The organism is Stappia indica (assembly GCF_020177335.1).
Taxonomy (GTDB): Bacteria; Pseudomonadota; Alphaproteobacteria; order Rhizobiales; family Stappiaceae; genus Stappia; species Stappia indica_B.
Window position 1 is genome coordinate 437,153 of sequence record NZ_JAIVMG010000001.1, and the last position, 17,115, is coordinate 454,267.

Below are 17,115 nucleotides of genomic sequence, written 5' to 3' on the forward strand. Positions count from 1 at the left end.
CGTATGGCCGACAAAGTCATTATCACCTGTGCGATCACGGGATCCTTCGACACCCCCAGCAAGAGCGACGCGGTCCCCGTGACGCCGAAGCAGATCGCCGATTCGGCCATTGGCGCGGCCAAGGCCGGCGCGGCTGTGGCGCATATCCATGTGCGCGATCCCGAAACGGCCGCTCCGTCGATGGACATCGCCCTTTACCGGGAAGTGGTCGAGCGCGTCCGCGACGCCGATGTCGACATCGTCCTCAACCTCACCACCGGTGCCGGCGCGCGCTACATTCCTTCGGCCGAGAACATGAAGGTCGGCGGTCCGGGCACGACCCTTTGCTCGCCCGAAGAACGCGTCTCCCATGTTCTGGAGCTGAAGCCGGAGCTGTGCACGCTCGACATCGGCACCATGAACTTCGGCGAGCATGCCTTCCTCAACCTCCCCTCGCATCTGCGCACCATGGCGCGGCTGGTCGAGGAAGCCGGCACCAAGCCGGAGCTGGAGGTCTTCGACATCGGCCACATCGTGCTGGCCAAGAAGCTGATCGCCGAGGGCGCCCTCACCGGCACCCCGCTGTTCCAGATCTGCCTCGGCATCCCCTACGGCGCGGATGCCACCCCGCAGTCGCACCTGTTCCTGCAGTCGCAGCTCCCGCAGAACGCCAACTGGGCGGCCTTCGGCATCGGCCGGCAGGAGTTCGACATCGTGGCGCTGTCGGCGGTCTGCGGCGGCCATGTGCGCGTCGGTCTGGAAGACAATCTCTACCTGTCGCGCGGCGTCCTGGCACCGGACAACGCCTCGCTGGTGCGTCGCGCCGTCCAGATCCTGGAGGGTCTCGGCAAGGAAACCGCGAACGCCGCCGAAGCCCGCGAAATCCTGGAGCTTCGCTGAGCCGATGCAGATTTCCGCGCAAACCCGGGTCCTGGTGACCGGCGGCTCCTCGGGCATCGGCCTTGCCACCGTGGAGGCCTATCTGGCCGCAGGGGCAACGGTTGCGATCAACCATCTGCCGGGAGACGAAAATGTCCCGGCACTGCTCGCCCGTCTGCGTAAGGAACACGGCGAAACCCGCGTTCTCTCCGCCCCAGGTGACGTCTCCGTCCGCACGGATGCGGAGACCATGGTCAAGACCGCGATCGCCGACCTCGGCGGGCTTGACGTTCTGGTAAACAATGCCGGCACGTCGGGAACGCTGGAGCCGATCCCCATGTCGGACCTCGACCGGCTCGACGATGCGTTCTGGGACAAGATCCTGAACACCAACCTGATGGGTCCGTTCTGGTGTGCCCGGGCCGCAGCGCCGCATCTGCGCGACGGCGGCGCCATCGTCAACACCGCCAGCATTGCGGGCCTTGGCGGCGGTGCCAGCTCCATGGCCTATGCCGCCAGCAAGGCGGCGCTGGTCAACATGACCATCAATCTGGCCAAGGGACTGGGCCCGAAGATCCGCGTCAATGCGGTCGCGCCGGGCCTCACGCGCACCCCCTGGACCGAGACCTGGCCGGAGAGCCGGACCGAAAGCTCGCTGGCGGCAACCACCCTGAAGCGTTGGGTGGAAGCCTCCGATGTGGCGGAAGCGATCGTGTTCCTGTCGTGCAACGAAGCGATGACCGGACAAACGATCACGCTGGATTGCGGGCGCTTCTGATCACCGGCCCCATCGACCGTTGATCCGCTTTGAAGCCGGGCTGTCATCACCAGATGTCAGCCCGGTTTTCGTTTGACCGAAGCGACGTGCCGAAACGTCAGATATTGCGGCCGGCCTCGACCTCGGCCACCAGCGCGCGCGGCGGCAGCGCCGAGATGTGGGAGGCGAGCGCCTCGATGGCCGGACCGAGTTCCGCGACAAGACGCTCCTTCGGCAACAGGGTCGCGACGCCGCCGCAATTGACCGCCATGCGCGTCTTGGTATCGAGATCGAGCACCGGCGCGGCGATGGCATGAATGCCCGGCAACCAGGTATCCATCGACAGACAGAACCCCTGCTCTGCGACCTGCCGCCGCGCTTCGGTGACCTTGTCGCCAAGGGTGGCTGCGGCCTGCGGATCACTCTCCGCCAGCAGCTCGGCGATCTCGGCGATCTCCGCCGCATCGCAGGCCGCCAGATAAGCCTGACCGATGGCGGAGACGACAATCGGCAGACGGTCGCCGACCGTCAGCCGGGTGGTGACCGCCGCCGCCCCGCGCGCCTGCTCGATATACAGCATGTGCACGCCCTGGCGGATGGCCAGCGACACCGAGACCGAGGCCCGGTCCGCCAACTCCTGCATGGGCCGGCGGGCGCGCTGGCGGATGTTCATGCTCGCCAGCGCCGAATAGCCCAGACGCAACGCGCCGGCGCCGATTCGGAAGCCGCCGGTCTCAAGCGCCGGGCTGAGGTATCCCATGTCGCACAAGACGCCGGTCAGCCGCGAAACCGTCGATTTCGGCATTCCGGTGCGCGCCGATATCTCCGCATTGCTCAGACTGTCCTCGCCAACGCCGAAGGTTTCAAGGATCAGGAAGCCGCGTCGCAGGCTGTTCAGGGAAGTTTCCTTCTTCAAGGAGTGTCCTCGGCCATTCTTATGTTTCAGGAGGGCGGTCATAGCAGATTATCAAGTGGTAATCAGCATTTATAGGCCATTACTCAACCAGAAGATGCCAAAGTCCTCACGCCAGTCGGCCGGTTCGGCGATGCCAGAACACAAAAAACCCGCCGACCTCAGAGAGCCGGCGGGTTTCGATTTCCTGGAGAGCGGCGACGCTATCAGCCCGCCTGCGGCGCGGCCTCCTTGCCCGGCAGGGGCTCCTCCGGCTCGCGCTCCGTATCGGCGCCGCGATATTGCCCCTTCAGCCGCTCACGGATGATCTGCATCACCACATAGAGAACCGGAATGACGACAACGCCGAACAGGGTCGCGAACAGCATGCCGCCGAAGACCGCGTAGCCAATCGCCTGCTGGCTGGCCGCGCCGGCACCGGAGGCGGCCAGAAGCGGCACGACACCGAGCAGGAACGACAGCGCCGTCATCATCACAGCCCGGAACCGAAGGCCCGCCGCCTTGCGCGCGGCACCGATGATCGACCGGCCCGCTGCCCGCTCCTCCATGGCGAATTCCACGATCAGAATCGCGTTCTTCGCCCCCATGCCGACCAGCATGATCATGCCGATCTGGGTGTAGAGGTTGACGTCCCGCCCGGTGACCAGAACGGCGACGAAGGCACCGAGCAGAGCGATGGTGACCGACATCAGGATGGCGATCGGCATCGACCAGCTTTCATACTGGGCCACCAGGAAGAGATAGGCGAACAGGATCGACAGCAACAGGATGTAGATGACGATGGCGCCCGCCCCTTGCTGCTGCAGCGCCGTTCCGGTCCATTCGTAGGCATACCCTGCGGGCAAGGCCTCGGCGGCCGCCTTCTCCATGTCCGCCATCACCGTACCGCTCGATGCCCCCTGCGCGGGCGAGGCGTTGACCGACGCCGACCGGAACATGTTGTAGCGGTTGAGGATCTGCGGACCGAGGATATTCTCGATGTTGACCAGCGAGCGCAGTGGCACCATGTCGCCATCCGCGGAGCGGACGTAGAGCCGGTCGATATCCTCCACCTGATTGCGGAACGCGCCCTCCGCCTGGATCATCACCTTGTAGACCCGGCCGAAGAGATTGAAGTCATTCACGTAGTACGAGCCGAGATAGGCCTGCAGCGTGAGGAAGACATCGGAGATCTTGACGCCCAGAAGCTTGGCCTTCTCCCGATCGAGATCGACAAACACCTGCGGCACATTGGCCCGGAAGGTGGAATAGGCCTGGCCGATCGACTTCGCCTGATTGGCGGAATAGACCATCGAGCCGATGCCGGAGGCCAGATCCTGCGGCGTGCCGCCGCCGGTCTGCTGGACCTTCATTTCCACGCCGCCGGTGGTTCCGAGACCCGGGATCGGCGGCGCATTGAAGGCGATGATGTTGGCGCCGGCAATGGTGGAGAAGTCGCGCCACATGGTGGCCAGGATCCCATCCGCCTTCAGTGCCGGTGTCTGGCGCTCGTCCCAGGGGTCGAGCGTGACGATCACCATCGCCGCATTCGGTGACAATCCGGCGTTCAGGATCGAGTAGCCGTTGACGATCACCACATTGGCGATGCCGTCGATCTTCTCCAGCCGGGTTTCCATCTCCTCGGTGATCTTGTCGGTACGCGGCAGCGCCGCGCCATCGGGCAGCTGCACGTCGACCATCAGGTAGCCCTGATCCTCCAGCGGCAGAAAGCCCTGCGGCAGCCGGCCGCCGAGCAGCACGATGAGCGCAACCGCCAGACCCACGACGCCCAGACCGATGAAGGAGCGCGGCAAGAGCCGGGAGACGACCCCGACATAGCTATTGCGCATACCGTCGATGAGGCGCTCGAACACCGCGAAGATGCCCTTCGGCGGACCGCTGCGCAGCTTCAGCACCAAACCGCACAGCGCCGGCGAAAGGGTCAGGGCGTTGATCGAGGAAATCACCACCGCGACGGAAATCGTCACGGCAAACTGCGAATAGAGCCGACCGGTGATGCCCGGCATGAAGATGGTGGGCACGAACACCGCGAGCAGCACCAGCGTGGTGGCGATCACCGGGGTGGTGATCTGCTCCATCGCCTTGGCGGTGGCCTCCTTCGGCGGAAGCCCCTCCTCCTCCATGATCCGTTCGACGTTCTCCACCACGATGATGGCGTCATCAACGACGATACCGATGGCCAGAACCAGCGCGAACAGGCTGATGGTGTTGAGCGACATGCCCGCCGCAAGGAGAATGGCGAAGGTGCCGATCAGTGACACCGGAATGGCAACCGTCGGAATGACCGTCGCGCGCCAGTTTCCAAGGAAGATGAACACCACGGACACGACAAGCGTGAAGGTCAGGAACAGGGTGAAGACCACATCGCTCAGCGACTGCTTGACGAAGTCCGTCGTGTTGAACGGAACCTCATAGTCCATGTCGTCGGGGAAGGCCTTCGACAGTTCCTCAAGCCGCTTGAGCACGCCTTCGGAGACCGCCAGGGCATTGGCTCCCGGCGCCTGATAGACCGCCAACACCGTCGCCGGACGGCCATTGAAGCGGCCGTTGGCGGAGTAGATCTGCGAGCCCAGTTCGACCCGGGCGACATCGCCGATGCGCACGACCGCACCATCGGACCCGGTGCGCAGCACGATCTGCTCGAACTGCTCGACGGTCGCCAGGCGTCCCTGTGCCTTGATGGTGTACTGGAACTGCTGCCCGTCCGGCACCGGCGGGGCGCCGATCTGGCCGGCGGCGACCTGCAGGTTCTGGTCCTGGATCGCCGAGATGAAATCCGCCGGCGTCATGCTCATGCTCGTCAGCCGGTCGGGGTCGAGCCAGATGCGCATGCCATAGGCAAAGTCGGTCAGCACGTCCGCCTTGCCGACGCCGGGAACACGCGCGAGCGCATCCTTCAGGTTGATCGAGGCATAGTTGGCGAGAAAGACCTCGTCATAGGTCTTGTTCGGCGAATAAAGCGTGGTGACCAGCAGCATGTTGGTGCTGGCCTTCTGCACCGTCACGCCGTTCTTGGTCACGTCGGACGGCAGCTGGCTGGTCGCCTGGCTCACCCGGTTCTGCACGTTCACCGTGGCGATATCCGGATCGGTCCCGACCGCGAAGGTGACGTTGAGCGAATAGTTGCCGTTGTCGGTGCTGTTCGACGACATGTAGATCATGTCGTCGACACCGTTCACCTGCGCCTCGATCGGCGCGGCGACGGTTTCCTCAAGCACCTCGGCGTTGGCGCCGGTGTAGGTGGCCGAGACATTGACCACCGGCGGCGTGATGTCGGGGAACTGCTCGACCGGGAGGGCCATGTAGCCCAGAGCGCCGGCAATCGAAATCACCAGCGAAATCACCAGAGCGAATTTCGGCCGGTAAATGAAGATCCGTGACAGCATCTGGCTTACTCCACCGGCGTGCCGGCAAGCACAGCGTTGACGGGAACGCCGGGACGGACCTTCTGAAGCCCCTCGGTGATGACGCGGTCACCTTGCTGAAGGCCCTTCTTGACCACGAAGTCGGTCTCGACCTGCTCGCCCAGTTCGACGTAGCGCTGCTCGACCATCTCCTGCTGGCCGATGGCGAGCACGAAGGCGCCACGCTGATCCCGCTGGATCGCCGCCTGCGGGATCAACAGCTCGTTCGAGCTTTCGCCCGCCTCGATCACCACGGTGACGAAGGTGCCCGCAACCAGCAGCGTATCCTTGTTGGCGAACTGACCACGCACGGAGATTGTGCCGGTCCTCGGATCGACGGTGTTGTCGATGAAGACGATCTCCCCATCCTCGCCGTATCGCTTGCCGTTCGGCAGAATGAGATGGATCTGGATCTTGGCATCGCCGGACTTCACATCGTCAGGCGATTTGCCCGATCCGCGCACCGCGTCGAGATAATCCTTCTCGCTGATGGCGAAGTTGACATAGACCGGCGCCAGACGCACGAGCCGGGCAAGGGGCTGCGACGTCGGCCCGACCACATCGCCAACGCTATAGGTGGTCTTGCCAATCTTGCCCGGGAACGGTGCGTAGATGTCGGTATAGCCGAGATTGAGCTCGGCCTGCTTGACCTGCGCATGGGCGGCTTCCACCGCCGCGTCGGCCTGTTCCTTGGTCGCCAGCGTCGCCTGGAACTTGGCCTTGGAGACATGCCCCTTTTCGAAGAGGTCGGTATCCCGCTCCAGGTCGGCGGCCTTCAGCGCGGCATCGGCCTCGGCTTTCTCGGCATCGGCCTTTGCCGAAGCAAGCGTAGCCTCATAGGACGCCTTTTCGATGGTGAAAAGGATCTGGTCCTTCTCCACCGATGCGCCGTCCTTGATCTGCTTGCTTTCAAGGAAGCCAGACACGCGGGCCAGCAGGTTGACATCGTCAACCGCCTCGATCTGGCCGACGAAACTGGCCGACTGGCGAATCTCCTTCTTGAAGGCCGCCGCAACCTGGACAGAAGGCGGCGGAGCGGCGGTCGCCTTTTCTTCCTGCGGTTTGCACGCAGCAACGCCAACGGCGACAAGAACGAGCGCAATGCCGCCAGTGTTCCGCATATACCGACCGACCGCAGAAATCATTCGCCCTAGCTCCTTGAGTATTCCGAGGATGCGCCGTCACCGGCTCTCTTACGTATGTCGGCGACCCGGAGATCACCTTGCGTTCTGGTCCGCACCCGGCATAGCCACCCCGGGCACCTCATTCGAATTGTCTACTATAGTCACGTGACGGTACAGCCAAGTCAGGCAAAAACAAGCGACAAACCGTGCTCGGCCGTCTCCGGCACCACCAGACCTTCCGGCGCAAGCACATAGTCCATGCCTGCTTTTTCAAGCCGCGCGATGAGCGCCGCCCGGTCCGCCCCGCGAATGACAAGCGCGGCAATGACCGGCGCGCCCGCCGGATCGCGAGGGGCAGCCTGCGCGAACAAACCGGCGAAAGCGCCGGGGGTAAAGAGCCGAACAGCCCCGCGCGGGGTGTCAATGGTAATACCGAGGCTGCTGGCGCGCATGTCGCGCACGCCGGTAAATGCCGAGTAGAAGATATGATGGCTGGCGGGCTCATCGCAAACGACGATCACCGCCTCCAACGACTGCGCCCCGTTCTCATGCTGCCGGTAGTCCGCCGACCAGAAGTTTTCCGGGTAGCGATTGTGGCAGGTGAAGAAACCGTTGCGGGTATCGTCGCGGTCGCGGGTGAAGGTCAGATCGAACCCGACCTTGCGCACGCCGCCATCGGCCAGGGTCTGCTCCCGCTCGAAAGCGAACGGCGCGAACACCGGAAGTCCGGCCTGTTCGAAGGCGCGCCGGTCGGCAGCCGGGTCCTGGCTCTCGGCAACCAGCATCGACGCGCCCTCGCCCGTTTCCAGGAAATCGCGGTTGAACGCCCCGAAGGAGAAGGTCGCATTGGCTGCGGGCGGGATCTGCGCCGCCTCGCCCACGGTCAGCAATTCGATGAAGAACCCGTCGAACTGCACGCAGCGGTTTTCGGTACCCCAGGGATGACGGGCGCGCGGGGTGACGGTGAAGCCGAGGCGTTGAAGACAGTCCGCGACCGTATCGAGGTCACGCACCGCCCACACAAGATGATCCAGTCCGCGCGCGTGCATGCCCTGTCGCTCCCCCCTCGTGCCCCTCCTCCTGTCCGGCGCATCCTCATGCGCCGGAACGGGGCAAGTCTTCCGTTTTCTCTGAACTTGACCGGCGTCAGACCAGCCGGCTCTGCTCCATCGCCGCCGCAACGAAGGACGCGAACAGCGGATGCGGCTGGAACGGGCGCGACTTCAGCTCCGGATGGTACTGAACGCCGATGTACCAGGGGTGATCGCGGATCTCGACCGTCTCGGGCAGTTCGCCATCGGGAGACGTGCCGGCGAAGCAGAGACCAGCTTCCTCCAGCCGCGTGCGGTAGGCGATATTGACCTCATACCGGTGCCGGTGACGCTCGGAGATCTCCTCCGCGCCGTAGATCTCGGCAATGCGCGAACCGGCAGCCAGATGCGCCGGATAGGCGCCGAGCCGCATGGTTCCGCCAAGCTCGCCATCCTCGCGGCGCACCTCAAGGGTGTTACCCCGGCTCCATTCGGTCATCAGGCCGACGACCGGCTCGCTGGTGCTGCCGAATTCGGTGGAACTGGCTTCGGGAATGCCGGCGAGGTTGCGGGCCGCCTCGATCACCGCCATCTGCATGCCGAAGCAAATGCCGAAATAAGGGATCTTGTGGGTCCGAGCGAACCGGGCAGCTGCAATCTTGCCTTCCGCCCCGCGCTCGCCGAAGCCGCCAGGCACCAGAATGCCATGCACGTTTTCCAGCCACGGAGACGGATCCTCTTTCTCGAAGATCTCCGATTCGATCCATTCCAGCTTGACGCGCACGTTGTTGGCGATGCCACCATGCACAAGCGCCTCGATCAGTGACTTGTAGGCATCCTTCAGCACCGTGTACTTGCCGATGATGGCAATCGTCACTTCACCTTCCGGGTTGGCGAGGTTCTCGGAAATTCCCTCCCAGCGGGACAGGTCGAGCGGCGGCGCACCAATGATGCCAAAGGCGGCGAGCACTTCCTCGTCGAGACCTTCCTCGTGATAGGCGATCGGCACGTCGTAGATCGACGCCACATCATAGGCCGGAATGACGGCGCCCTCGCGCACGTTGCAGAACAGCGACAGCTTGCGCTGCTCGCTTTCCGGGATCTTCCGATCGCACCGCACCATCAGGATGTCCGGCTGGATGCCGATGGAGCGCAGCTCCTTGACCGAATGCTGGGTCGGCTTGGTCTTCAGCTCGCCGGCGGCGGGGATGAACGGCATCAGGGTCAAGTGAATATAGATCGCATGGCCGCGCGGCAAATCGTTGCCGAGCTGACGGATCGCCTCGAAGAACGGCAACCCCTCAATGTCGCCGACCGTACCTCCGATCTCGCACAGCACGAAATCATAGTCGTCGTTACCGTCGAGAACGAACGCCTTGATGGCATCGGTCACATGCGGAATCACCTGCACGGTACCGCCCAGATAATCGCCGCGCCGTTCCTTGGCGATGATGTCCTGGTAGATGCGCCCGGTGGTAATGTTGTCCTGCCGGTTGGCCGGACGACCGGTGAAGCGCTCGTAATGACCCAGATCGAGGTCGGTCTCGGCACCATCGTCGGTGACGAAGCACTCACCGTGCTGATAGGGGCTCATCGTCCCCGGATCGACGTTGAGATAAGGGTCGAGCTTACGCAGCCGCACCCTGTATCCACGCGCCTGAAGAAGGGCTCCAAGGGCTGCGGACGCAAGCCCCTTGCCGAGCGAGGACACCACGCCGCCGGTGATGAAGATGTATCGCGCCATGGACCAATACCATATCGCCGCGAGCATTGATTCCAACGCTCGACACGGGATTAAACACAAGAAAATGCCCCGCGACGTAGATCGCGGGGCTTCGAAGAGGGAACGCGCCGCGCCTTACTGCGCGGCCGGAACCTGCGGCCCTGCCGGCGCCGCCGGCTGCTCTTGCGGCTTCAACTGATCCAGGATGCCGTTGCCGGAGCCCTCGGTCTGGCCGAGCGGTGCCGTCTGGGTGCCGGGCGCCGCATCGAGAATCGACGCCGGACGGTCGCCGGTGCGCGCCAGAATGGCGAGGGTCAGCGAGGTCGCGAAAAAGGCAGCGCCAAGAATGGCGGTCGCACGGGTCAGCACATTGGCGCTGCCACGGCTGGACATCAGACCGCCGCCGCCACCGCCGCCACCCATTCCGAGCGCGCCACCTTCGGAGCGCTGCAACAGAACGACGAGCACGAGCGCGAGCACGACCATCAGATGAATGACGATGATAACGGTTTCCATCGGACACCAGATTGGATCAACCGGCCGGACTACCGAAAGCCCAAAGGCCGGCGCGTTGATCGGGGTCAGAATTCCGAAGACATGATTCATGCCCCAGCAAGGGGCGGAATCTGCCTCGGTGTTACGAATTTGGCGTGGGTTCTACACCAATGCGACGGTGCTTTCCACCCTTGTCGTCACCCCTTGTGCGTCACGGCCGCCGTGGCGGCCGCAATCGCAAGGAAGTCGGCGGCCTTGAGACTCGCGCCGCCCACCAGCGCGCCGTTGACATGGGCCACCGACATCAGCTCGCCGGCATTGCCCGGCTTCACCGAACCGCCATAGAGAAGCCGGATCCCCTCACCGGCCGCGCCGAAACGCTCCACCAAACCGGCCCGCAGCGAGGCATGCATTTCCGCCACATCCTCGGCGGTGGGCGTCAGCCCCGTGCCGATGGCCCAGACCGGCTCATAGGCAACGATCAGCCGCTGCGCATCGGCCCCGTCGGGCACCGAGCCGGCGAGCTGCTTGCCGACCACCTCAAGCGCCGTGCCTGCCTTGCGCTCCGCCTCGGTTTCGCCGACGCACAGGATCGCCACCAGGCCGGCCCGCCATGCGGCCTCCGCCTTGGCCCGCACGCAGGCGTCGTCCTCGCCATGATCGGCGCGGCGCTCGGAATGGCCGACAATCACCATGCTCGCGCCGGCATCGGCAAGCATCTCGGCGGAAATATCGCCGGTGTGCGCGCCGCTGGCCGCCGTGTGGCAATCCTGGCCGCCGGTGGCAATGCCCGAGCCGCGCAGGGCATCCGCCGCGGCCGCCACCAGGGTCGCGGGCGGGCACACCGCCATGTCGACCCGCCCGGCGGTTGCCTCGGCAACACCGCGTGCCAGCGCGTCCAGCTCCGCCCGGGAGGCGCTCAATCCGTTCATCTTCCAGTTTCCGGCAATGAGCGGTTTCACGGTCTGGGTCATTCGGGCCTCCGGCTGATGGGACATGTTTCGCGTTCCTGCTAACAGAAATCGTGGAGGGATCAAGCCACCAGCGCTACCAATGCCCTCGCGGCGCCTTGCTCCGGACAGTTCGCATCTCTATGCTCCGCTCGCTTTGGTCCGGTCGGAACGTCTCCGCGCCGGTTGTGTGCGTTCGAACAACGGAAACCGCAATGCTCGACACTCTGCGCAGCGGCGCAAAGTCCTGGATCTCAAAACTCCTCATCGGTCTGCTCGTGATCAGCTTTGCGATCTGGGGGATCTCCGGCGACTTGCTCAATACAAGCGGCGACCAGGTCGCGACTGTCGGCTCGCAGAAGGTGGCGACCGCCGATTTCGACGCCGCCTACCGGCGCCAGCTCCGCCAGCTCGGGCAACGCATCGGCCGTCCGCTGTCGACCACCGAGGGCGCGGCGCTCGGCCTGCCCGGCCAGGTGCTGGGCGGCATGATCGCCGAAGCGGCGCTGAACCAGGCGGCCAGCGACCTGAACCTCGGCATCTCCGACGAGCAGCTGGTGCGCCAGATCCAGTCCTCCCCGGCCTTCCAGGGGCCGTCCGGCGGCTATGACCGCAACCGGCTCGCCCAGGTACTTCAGGCCAACGGCCTTACCGAAGACGACTTCGTTGCCGATCAGCGCAAGCTGGAAGAGCGGCTGCAGCTTGCCGCAGCGGTCTCCGGCGGGCTCACCACCCCGGCGCCGATGCTGGAGGTGTTCAACCTCCACGCCAACGAGGAACGCACCCTGCGCTATATCGTCCTGACGGCCGAACCGGCCGAGGCGATTGCCGCACCGGACGACGATGCTCTCGCCGCCTATTTTGAGGCCAACAAACCCGCGTTCCGGGCGCCCGAGTATCGCACCCTCGATTTCATCACCATGACCCCGGAGAGCGTTGCCCGTCCTGAAGAAGTCAGCGACGCGGATATCCAGCAGAGCTATGAGGCCGCCGGCGAGCGGTTCGGCGAGCCGGAGCGGCGGGAGATCCTGCAGATCACCTTTGCCTCCAGGGACGAAGCCGACGCGGCGCGGGCAGCGCTGACCGAGGGCAAGAGCTTTGAAGAGATCGTCACCGACAGCGGCAAGACCATCGAGGACGTGACCCTCGGCGCTCTGGCCAAGAGCGACATGCTCGACCCGGCGATTGCCGAGGTGGCCTTTACGCTTGAGGAAGGCGCCGCCTCCGAGATCGTCGAGGGCCGTTTCGCCCCGGTGCTTCTGAAGGTCGCCAAGATCGCCCCGGCGCACAAGACGCCGCTGGCCGAGGTCGCCGACACCCTGCGTAAGGAACTGGCCGAGCAGGCCGCCGAGCGGGAAATTCTCGACCTTTACGACGAGATCGAGGATGCGCGCGCCGGCGGCGCCCTGCTGGCCGAGGTTGCCGACCGGTTCAAGCTGAAGCTTGAGACCTCCAAGCCCTTCGACAGCGCTGGCAAGGCCGAGGACGGCACCCCCGCCGGCCTGCCGGATGTGGCCCCCCTGATCAGTGAAGCCTTCGAAAGCGACGTTGGCGTGGAAGCCGATCCGCTGCAGCTTGGCCGCACCGGCTTCCTGTGGTTCGAGGTCAAAGCCGTGACCCCGGCCCGCGACCGAGAACTGGACGAGGTGCGCGCCGACGTGGTCGCTGCCTGGATCGAGGCCGAGAGGACCAAGGAACTTCAAGCCCGCGCCGAAGCTGCCCTGGCCGCCATCAAGGGTGGCAAGTCGCTGGACGAGGTGGCCACCGAAAACGAGACGACCGTCGCGACGGCAACCGGCGTGAAGCGCAATGGCGCCCATGACACCCTGCCCGCCGAGGCTGTGTCCAGTGCCTTCACCGGACCGGTGGGCACCGCCGGTGAGGCCGCCGGCACGGATGGCACCCGCGTCGTCTTCATGGTCGAGGCGGTCAGCAGCCCGGCCTTCTTCCGCGAGGCGGGCGAGATCACCGCGCTCGACACACGCCTGTCCGAGGCATTGCGCGATTCGGTGATCGGTCAATATGCTGGCGAGCTTCAGGACAAGCTTGGGGTGACCGTCAATCAGACCAACATCGGCCGGGTGATCGGTCAGGGCGGATAAGCCCACCGCGCGTTCGCCCGGGGTCCGGGGGAACGCGCGGCCATTCATTTTCGGAGTGAGACAGCGTGAGCAACCTCAAGGCCTTGATCGCGAAAGTCGCCGACGGAAACGCCCTGACGCGGCCCGAGGCGCAGACCGCGTTCGATATCATCATGTCGGGCGCCGCCACCCCGGCGCAGATCGGCGGCTTCCTGATGGCCCTGCGCGTGCGCGGCGAAACCGTCGACGAAATTGCCGGCGCGGTCAGCACCATGCGGGCGAAGATGTTGCCGGTGGAGGCGCCGGAGGATGCGGTCGATGTGGTCGGCACCGGTGGCGATGCCTCCGGCAGCTACAATATCTCCACCTGCTCGGCCTTTGTCGTGTCCGGCTGCGGCGTGCCGGTCGCCAAGCATGGCAACCGGTCGCTGTCGTCGAAATCCGGCTCGGCGGACGTGCTGATGGCGCTCGGCGTGAATATCGATATTTCGGCCGAGCATATCGGCCGTTGCATCCGTGAGGTCGGCCTCGGCTTCATGTTCGCGCCGAATCATCATTCGGCGATGAAGCATGTGGGACCGGCCCGGGTGGAGCTGGGAACGCGGACCATCTTCAACCTGCTCGGCCCCCTGTCCAATCCGGCCGGGGTGCAGCGGCAGATGGTCGGCGTCTTTGCCGAGCGCTGGGTGGAGCCGATTGCCGAGGTGTTGGCCGCGCTTGGCTCGAAAGCGGTGTGGGTCGTGCACGGGTCCGACGGGCTCGACGAGATCACCACCACCGGCCCGACCAAGGTCGCCGCGCTTGAAGAGGGGCGGATCCGGACCTTCGAGGTCACGCCGCAGGAGGTTGGACTGTCGCTCTGGAAGTCAGAGGACCTTCTGGGCGGCGAAGCGCCGGTCAATGCGGCGGCGCTGAAGGCCGTGCTGGAGGGTGAGAAGAACGCCTATCGCGACACGGTGCTGATGAACGCCGGTGCGACTCTGGTGGTCGCCGGACGGGCGAAGGACCTGGCCGAGGGCGTTGCCCTGTCGGCCCAGTCGATCGACAGCGGCGCGGCGCTTGCCCGCCTGTCGCATCTTGTTGCCGTCTCCAACGGGTGAGCCGCATGAGTGATATTCTCTCCAAGATCGAAGCCTACAAGCGGGTGGAGATCGCCGCCGCCAAGGCAGCCGTTGACGAAGACGAGATCCGGCGGCGCGCCGAGGCCGCCGACGCGCCGCGCGGCTTCTTCAACGCGCTGGCCGACCACCACGCCATCGGCGCCTACGGCCTGATTGCCGAGATCAAGAAGGCAAGCCCGTCGAAGGGCCTGATCCGGGAGGATTTCGATCCGCCGGCGCTGGCCCGAGCCTATGAAGAAGGCGGCGCCGCCTGCCTGTCCGTTCTGACCGACACCCCCTCGTTTCAGGGGCACCCGGACTTCCTCAAGGCCGCGCGGGCGGCCTGCACGCTGCCGGTGCTGCGCAAGGATTTTCTCTATGACACCTACCAGGTGTTCGAGGCGCGCGCCTGGGGCGCGGACTGCATCCTGATCATTCTCGCCGCCGTCGATGACGAAACCGCGGATGCGCTGGAGCGCACCGCCTTCAGTCTCGGCATGGATGTGCTGATCGAGGTGCATGACGGCGCCGAGCTTGATCGGGCCTTGCGGATGCGTTCACCGCTGATCGGCATCAACAACCGCAATCTGAAGACCTTCGAGACCCGGCTTGAGGTCAGCGAGGAATTGGCACCGCGTATTCCGGACGACCGGATCGTCGTCGGCGAATCCGGGCTCTTCACCCCGGCGGACCTTGTCCGCATGGGCGCGGTCGGCATCACCACCTTCCTGATCGGCGAAAGCCTGATGCGGCAGGCGGACGTGGCCGCCGCCACCCGGGCGCTGCTGTCGCGCGAGGGCGGAGCGGCGATGGCGGGCTAGCTCCCGTCCCGCGGCCCATTCCAGGAGAGAATGCCTATGACGTCCTCCAAGAGCCTGACACATCTCGATGCCTCCGGCAGCGCCAACATGGTCGATGTCTCGGCCAAGGACGACACCACCCGCGAGGCGCGGGCGGAAGGCTTCGTACAGATGAAGCCGGAAACCCTTGCCATGATCCGGGACGGCAACGCCAAGAAGGGCGATGTGCTGGCGACGGCGCGGATCGCCGGCATCATGGCCGCCAAGCGCACCCATGAGCTCATTCCGCTCTGCCACCCGCTCGCCCTGTCGAAGGTCGCGGTCGATATCGAGATCGACGAGGCGCTGCCCGGCCTTCGGGTGGAAAGCTATGCCAAGCTGTCCGGCAAGACCGGGGTCGAGATGGAGGCGCTCACCGCCTGTTCGGTCGCCTGCCTGACGATCTACGACATGGCCAAGGCCGCCGATCGCGGCATGACCATTTCCGGCATTCGCGTTCTGGCGAAATCCGGCGGCAAGTCCGGCGACTGGTCGGTCGATGCGCGCGAAACGGCGGAGTGATCCATGGCGTTGATTTCCGTCGACGAGGCGCTTGAGCGGCTGTTGCAGGGCGCGGTGGCGCTGCCCGCCGAGGGGGTCGAGCTGACCAAGGCCAACGGCCGGGTGCTTGCCAGCGACCTTGCCGCGACCCGCACACAGCCCCCCTTCTCCGCCTCGGCGATGGATGGCTATGCGGTGCGCGCCGCCGACCTCGCCCATCCCCCCGCCGCGCTCACGGTCATCGGCGAAGCGCCGGCCGGGCACGGCTATTCCGGCAAGGTCTTGCAGGGAGAGGCGGTCCGCATCTTCACCGGCGCACCGGTGCCCGAGGGCGCGGACGCGATCTTGATCCAGGAAAACGCGCAGCGCGAAGGCGATACGGTGACGGCACTGGAGACGGTCTCCAAAGGCCAGTTCGTCCGCCCCGCCGGTCTCGATTTTCACGCCGGCGAGGTGTTGCTGCGGGCCGGAACTCGGATCGGTTTTCGCGAGCTGGCGCTGGCCGCCGCCATGAACCACGCCAGGTTGCCGGTGCACCGACGGCCGCGCGTTGCCATTCTTGCCACCGGCGATGAGCTGGTGCCACCGGGCACGGACCCGGGGCCGGATCAGATCATCGCCTCCAACCATGCCGGCGTCGCCGCGCTGGTGGAAGATTGTGGCGGTACGCCGATCCACCTTGGCATCGCGCCGGACCGGCAGGAGGCGCTGAACGAGCGGATCGCGGCGGCGCGCGAGGCCAATGCCGATGTGCTCGTCACCCTTGGCGGCGCCTCCGTCGGCGACCATGACCTGGTGCAGGACGCGCTTGGCGGCGCCGGCATGGCACTCGCCTTCTGGCGCATCGCTATGCGCCCGGGCAAGCCGTTGATGGCCGGGCATATCGACGAGATGCGGGTCCTCGGTTTGCCGGGCAACCCGGTCTCCAGCCTCGTCTGTTCGCTCTTGTTCCTGCGCCCGCTGATGGATGCGCTGCTGGGCCGCCCGCCCGCGCCGAGGATCGGTGAAACCCTGCCTTTGGCGGTGGGTGTCGGCGCGAACGACCAACGCGAGGACTACCTGCGGGCCGCCCTGACCCACGACGCGGAGGGCGTGGAGCAGGTGACCCCCTTCCCGCGCCAGGACAGCTCCATGCTGGCGACGCTGGCCCAGGCCGATGCCCTCGTCATTCGCCCGCCGCACGCCCCGCCGCTGGCCGCCGGTGCCCGGGTGCCGATCCTGCGCCTGCCCCGCTCCCGGGGCTGACCCGGGGCTCCATCGCCACTTGCGACTGACAAACATACCCGGCAAGACTTGTGGAACAGGTCGGGAACGGTTAGATTGTGTTCATGTTTTGTAC

14 protein-coding genes are annotated in these 17,115 nt (G+C 65.4%); 7 read left to right on the forward strand and 7 right to left on the reverse strand.

All coding sequences use genetic code 11. The features are described 5' to 3' along the window. The first annotated feature begins 3 nt into the window (after window positions 1-3). Both LC062_RS01905 and LC062_RS01910 read left to right on the forward strand, forming a co-directional pair. On the forward strand, window positions 4-879 hold the full coding sequence (locus tag LC062_RS01905) for a BKACE family enzyme (protein WP_224909327.1): 876 nt from the start codon (window positions 4-6) through the stop codon (window positions 877-879). Window positions 880-883: 4 nt separating this feature from the next. After that, entirely contained in the window at window positions 884-1,636 is a 753-nt protein-coding gene (locus tag LC062_RS01910; RefSeq protein WP_224909328.1) for an SDR family NAD(P)-dependent oxidoreductase, read from the forward strand. 97 nt (window positions 1,637-1,733) lie between these two features. Here the strand turns inward: LC062_RS01910 and LC062_RS01915 are convergent, their stop codons facing one another. From LC062_RS01915 to tpiA, 7 genes are all read right to left on the reverse strand, one after another. Next, window positions 1,734-2,531 carry an IclR family transcriptional regulator gene (locus tag LC062_RS01915; RefSeq protein WP_224909329.1) on the reverse strand — a complete coding sequence of 266 codons (798 nt, stop codon included), beginning with the start codon at window positions 2,529-2,531 and terminating at the stop codon, window positions 1,734-1,736. A 203-nt stretch (window positions 2,532-2,734) separates the two neighbouring features. Further along, window positions 2,735-5,914 (reverse strand): efflux RND transporter permease subunit, encoded by a 3,180-nt coding sequence (locus tag LC062_RS01920; protein WP_224909330.1) that lies wholly within the window; start codon window positions 5,912-5,914, stop codon window positions 2,735-2,737. A 5-nt stretch (window positions 5,915-5,919) separates the two neighbouring features. Then, a complete protein-coding gene (locus tag LC062_RS01925; protein ID WP_224909331.1) occupies window positions 5,920-7,077 on the reverse strand; it encodes an efflux RND transporter periplasmic adaptor subunit in 1,158 nt (385 codons plus the stop codon). Window positions 7,078-7,238: 161 nt separating this feature from the next. Next, complete coding sequence (locus LC062_RS01930) at window positions 7,239-8,105, reverse strand: VOC family protein (RefSeq protein ID WP_224909332.1); 867 nt, start codon at window positions 8,103-8,105, stop codon at window positions 7,239-7,241. A 97-nt stretch (window positions 8,106-8,202) separates the two neighbouring features. Continuing rightward, window positions 8,203-9,831, reverse strand: a complete 1,629-nt coding sequence (locus tag LC062_RS01935; RefSeq protein WP_224909333.1) for a CTP synthase — start codon at window positions 9,829-9,831, stop codon at window positions 8,203-8,205. A gap of 114 nt (window positions 9,832-9,945) precedes the next feature. Then, on the reverse strand, window positions 9,946-10,326 hold the full coding sequence (gene secG / locus LC062_RS01940) for a preprotein translocase subunit SecG (RefSeq protein ID WP_224909334.1): 381 nt from the start codon (window positions 10,324-10,326) through the stop codon (window positions 9,946-9,948). A 176-nt stretch (window positions 10,327-10,502) separates the two neighbouring features. Then, window positions 10,503-11,279 (reverse strand): triose-phosphate isomerase, encoded by a 777-nt coding sequence (gene tpiA, locus LC062_RS01945; RefSeq protein ID WP_224909335.1) that lies wholly within the window; start codon window positions 11,277-11,279, stop codon window positions 10,503-10,505. Between the two features lie 191 nt (window positions 11,280-11,470). On the opposite strand from tpiA, the gene LC062_RS01950 reads away from it, so the two are divergent. From LC062_RS01950 to LC062_RS01970, 5 genes are all read left to right on the forward strand, one after another. Then, a complete protein-coding gene (locus tag LC062_RS01950) occupies window positions 11,471-13,357 on the forward strand; it encodes a peptidylprolyl isomerase (protein WP_224909336.1) in 1,887 nt (628 codons plus the stop codon). Between the two features lie 65 nt (window positions 13,358-13,422). Continuing rightward, window positions 13,423-14,436: an anthranilate phosphoribosyltransferase gene (gene trpD, locus LC062_RS01955; protein WP_224909337.1), complete on the forward strand. Its 1,014-nt coding sequence runs from the start codon at window positions 13,423-13,425 to the stop codon at window positions 14,434-14,436. Between the two features lie 5 nt (window positions 14,437-14,441). Further along, the gene (trpC, locus tag LC062_RS01960) at window positions 14,442-15,257 is read left to right on the forward strand and encodes an indole-3-glycerol phosphate synthase TrpC (protein ID WP_224909338.1); all 816 of its coding nucleotides are present in this window, start codon (window positions 14,442-14,444) and stop codon (window positions 15,255-15,257) included. Window positions 15,258-15,293: 36 nt separating this feature from the next. Then, on the forward strand, window positions 15,294-15,797 hold the full coding sequence (gene moaC, locus LC062_RS01965) for a cyclic pyranopterin monophosphate synthase MoaC (protein WP_224909339.1): 504 nt from the start codon (window positions 15,294-15,296) through the stop codon (window positions 15,795-15,797). 3 nt (window positions 15,798-15,800) lie between these two features. Then, window positions 15,801-17,021: a molybdopterin molybdotransferase MoeA gene (locus LC062_RS01970; protein ID WP_224909340.1), complete on the forward strand. Its 1,221-nt coding sequence runs from the start codon at window positions 15,801-15,803 to the stop codon at window positions 17,019-17,021. Window positions 17,022-17,115: the final 94 nt, after the last annotated feature.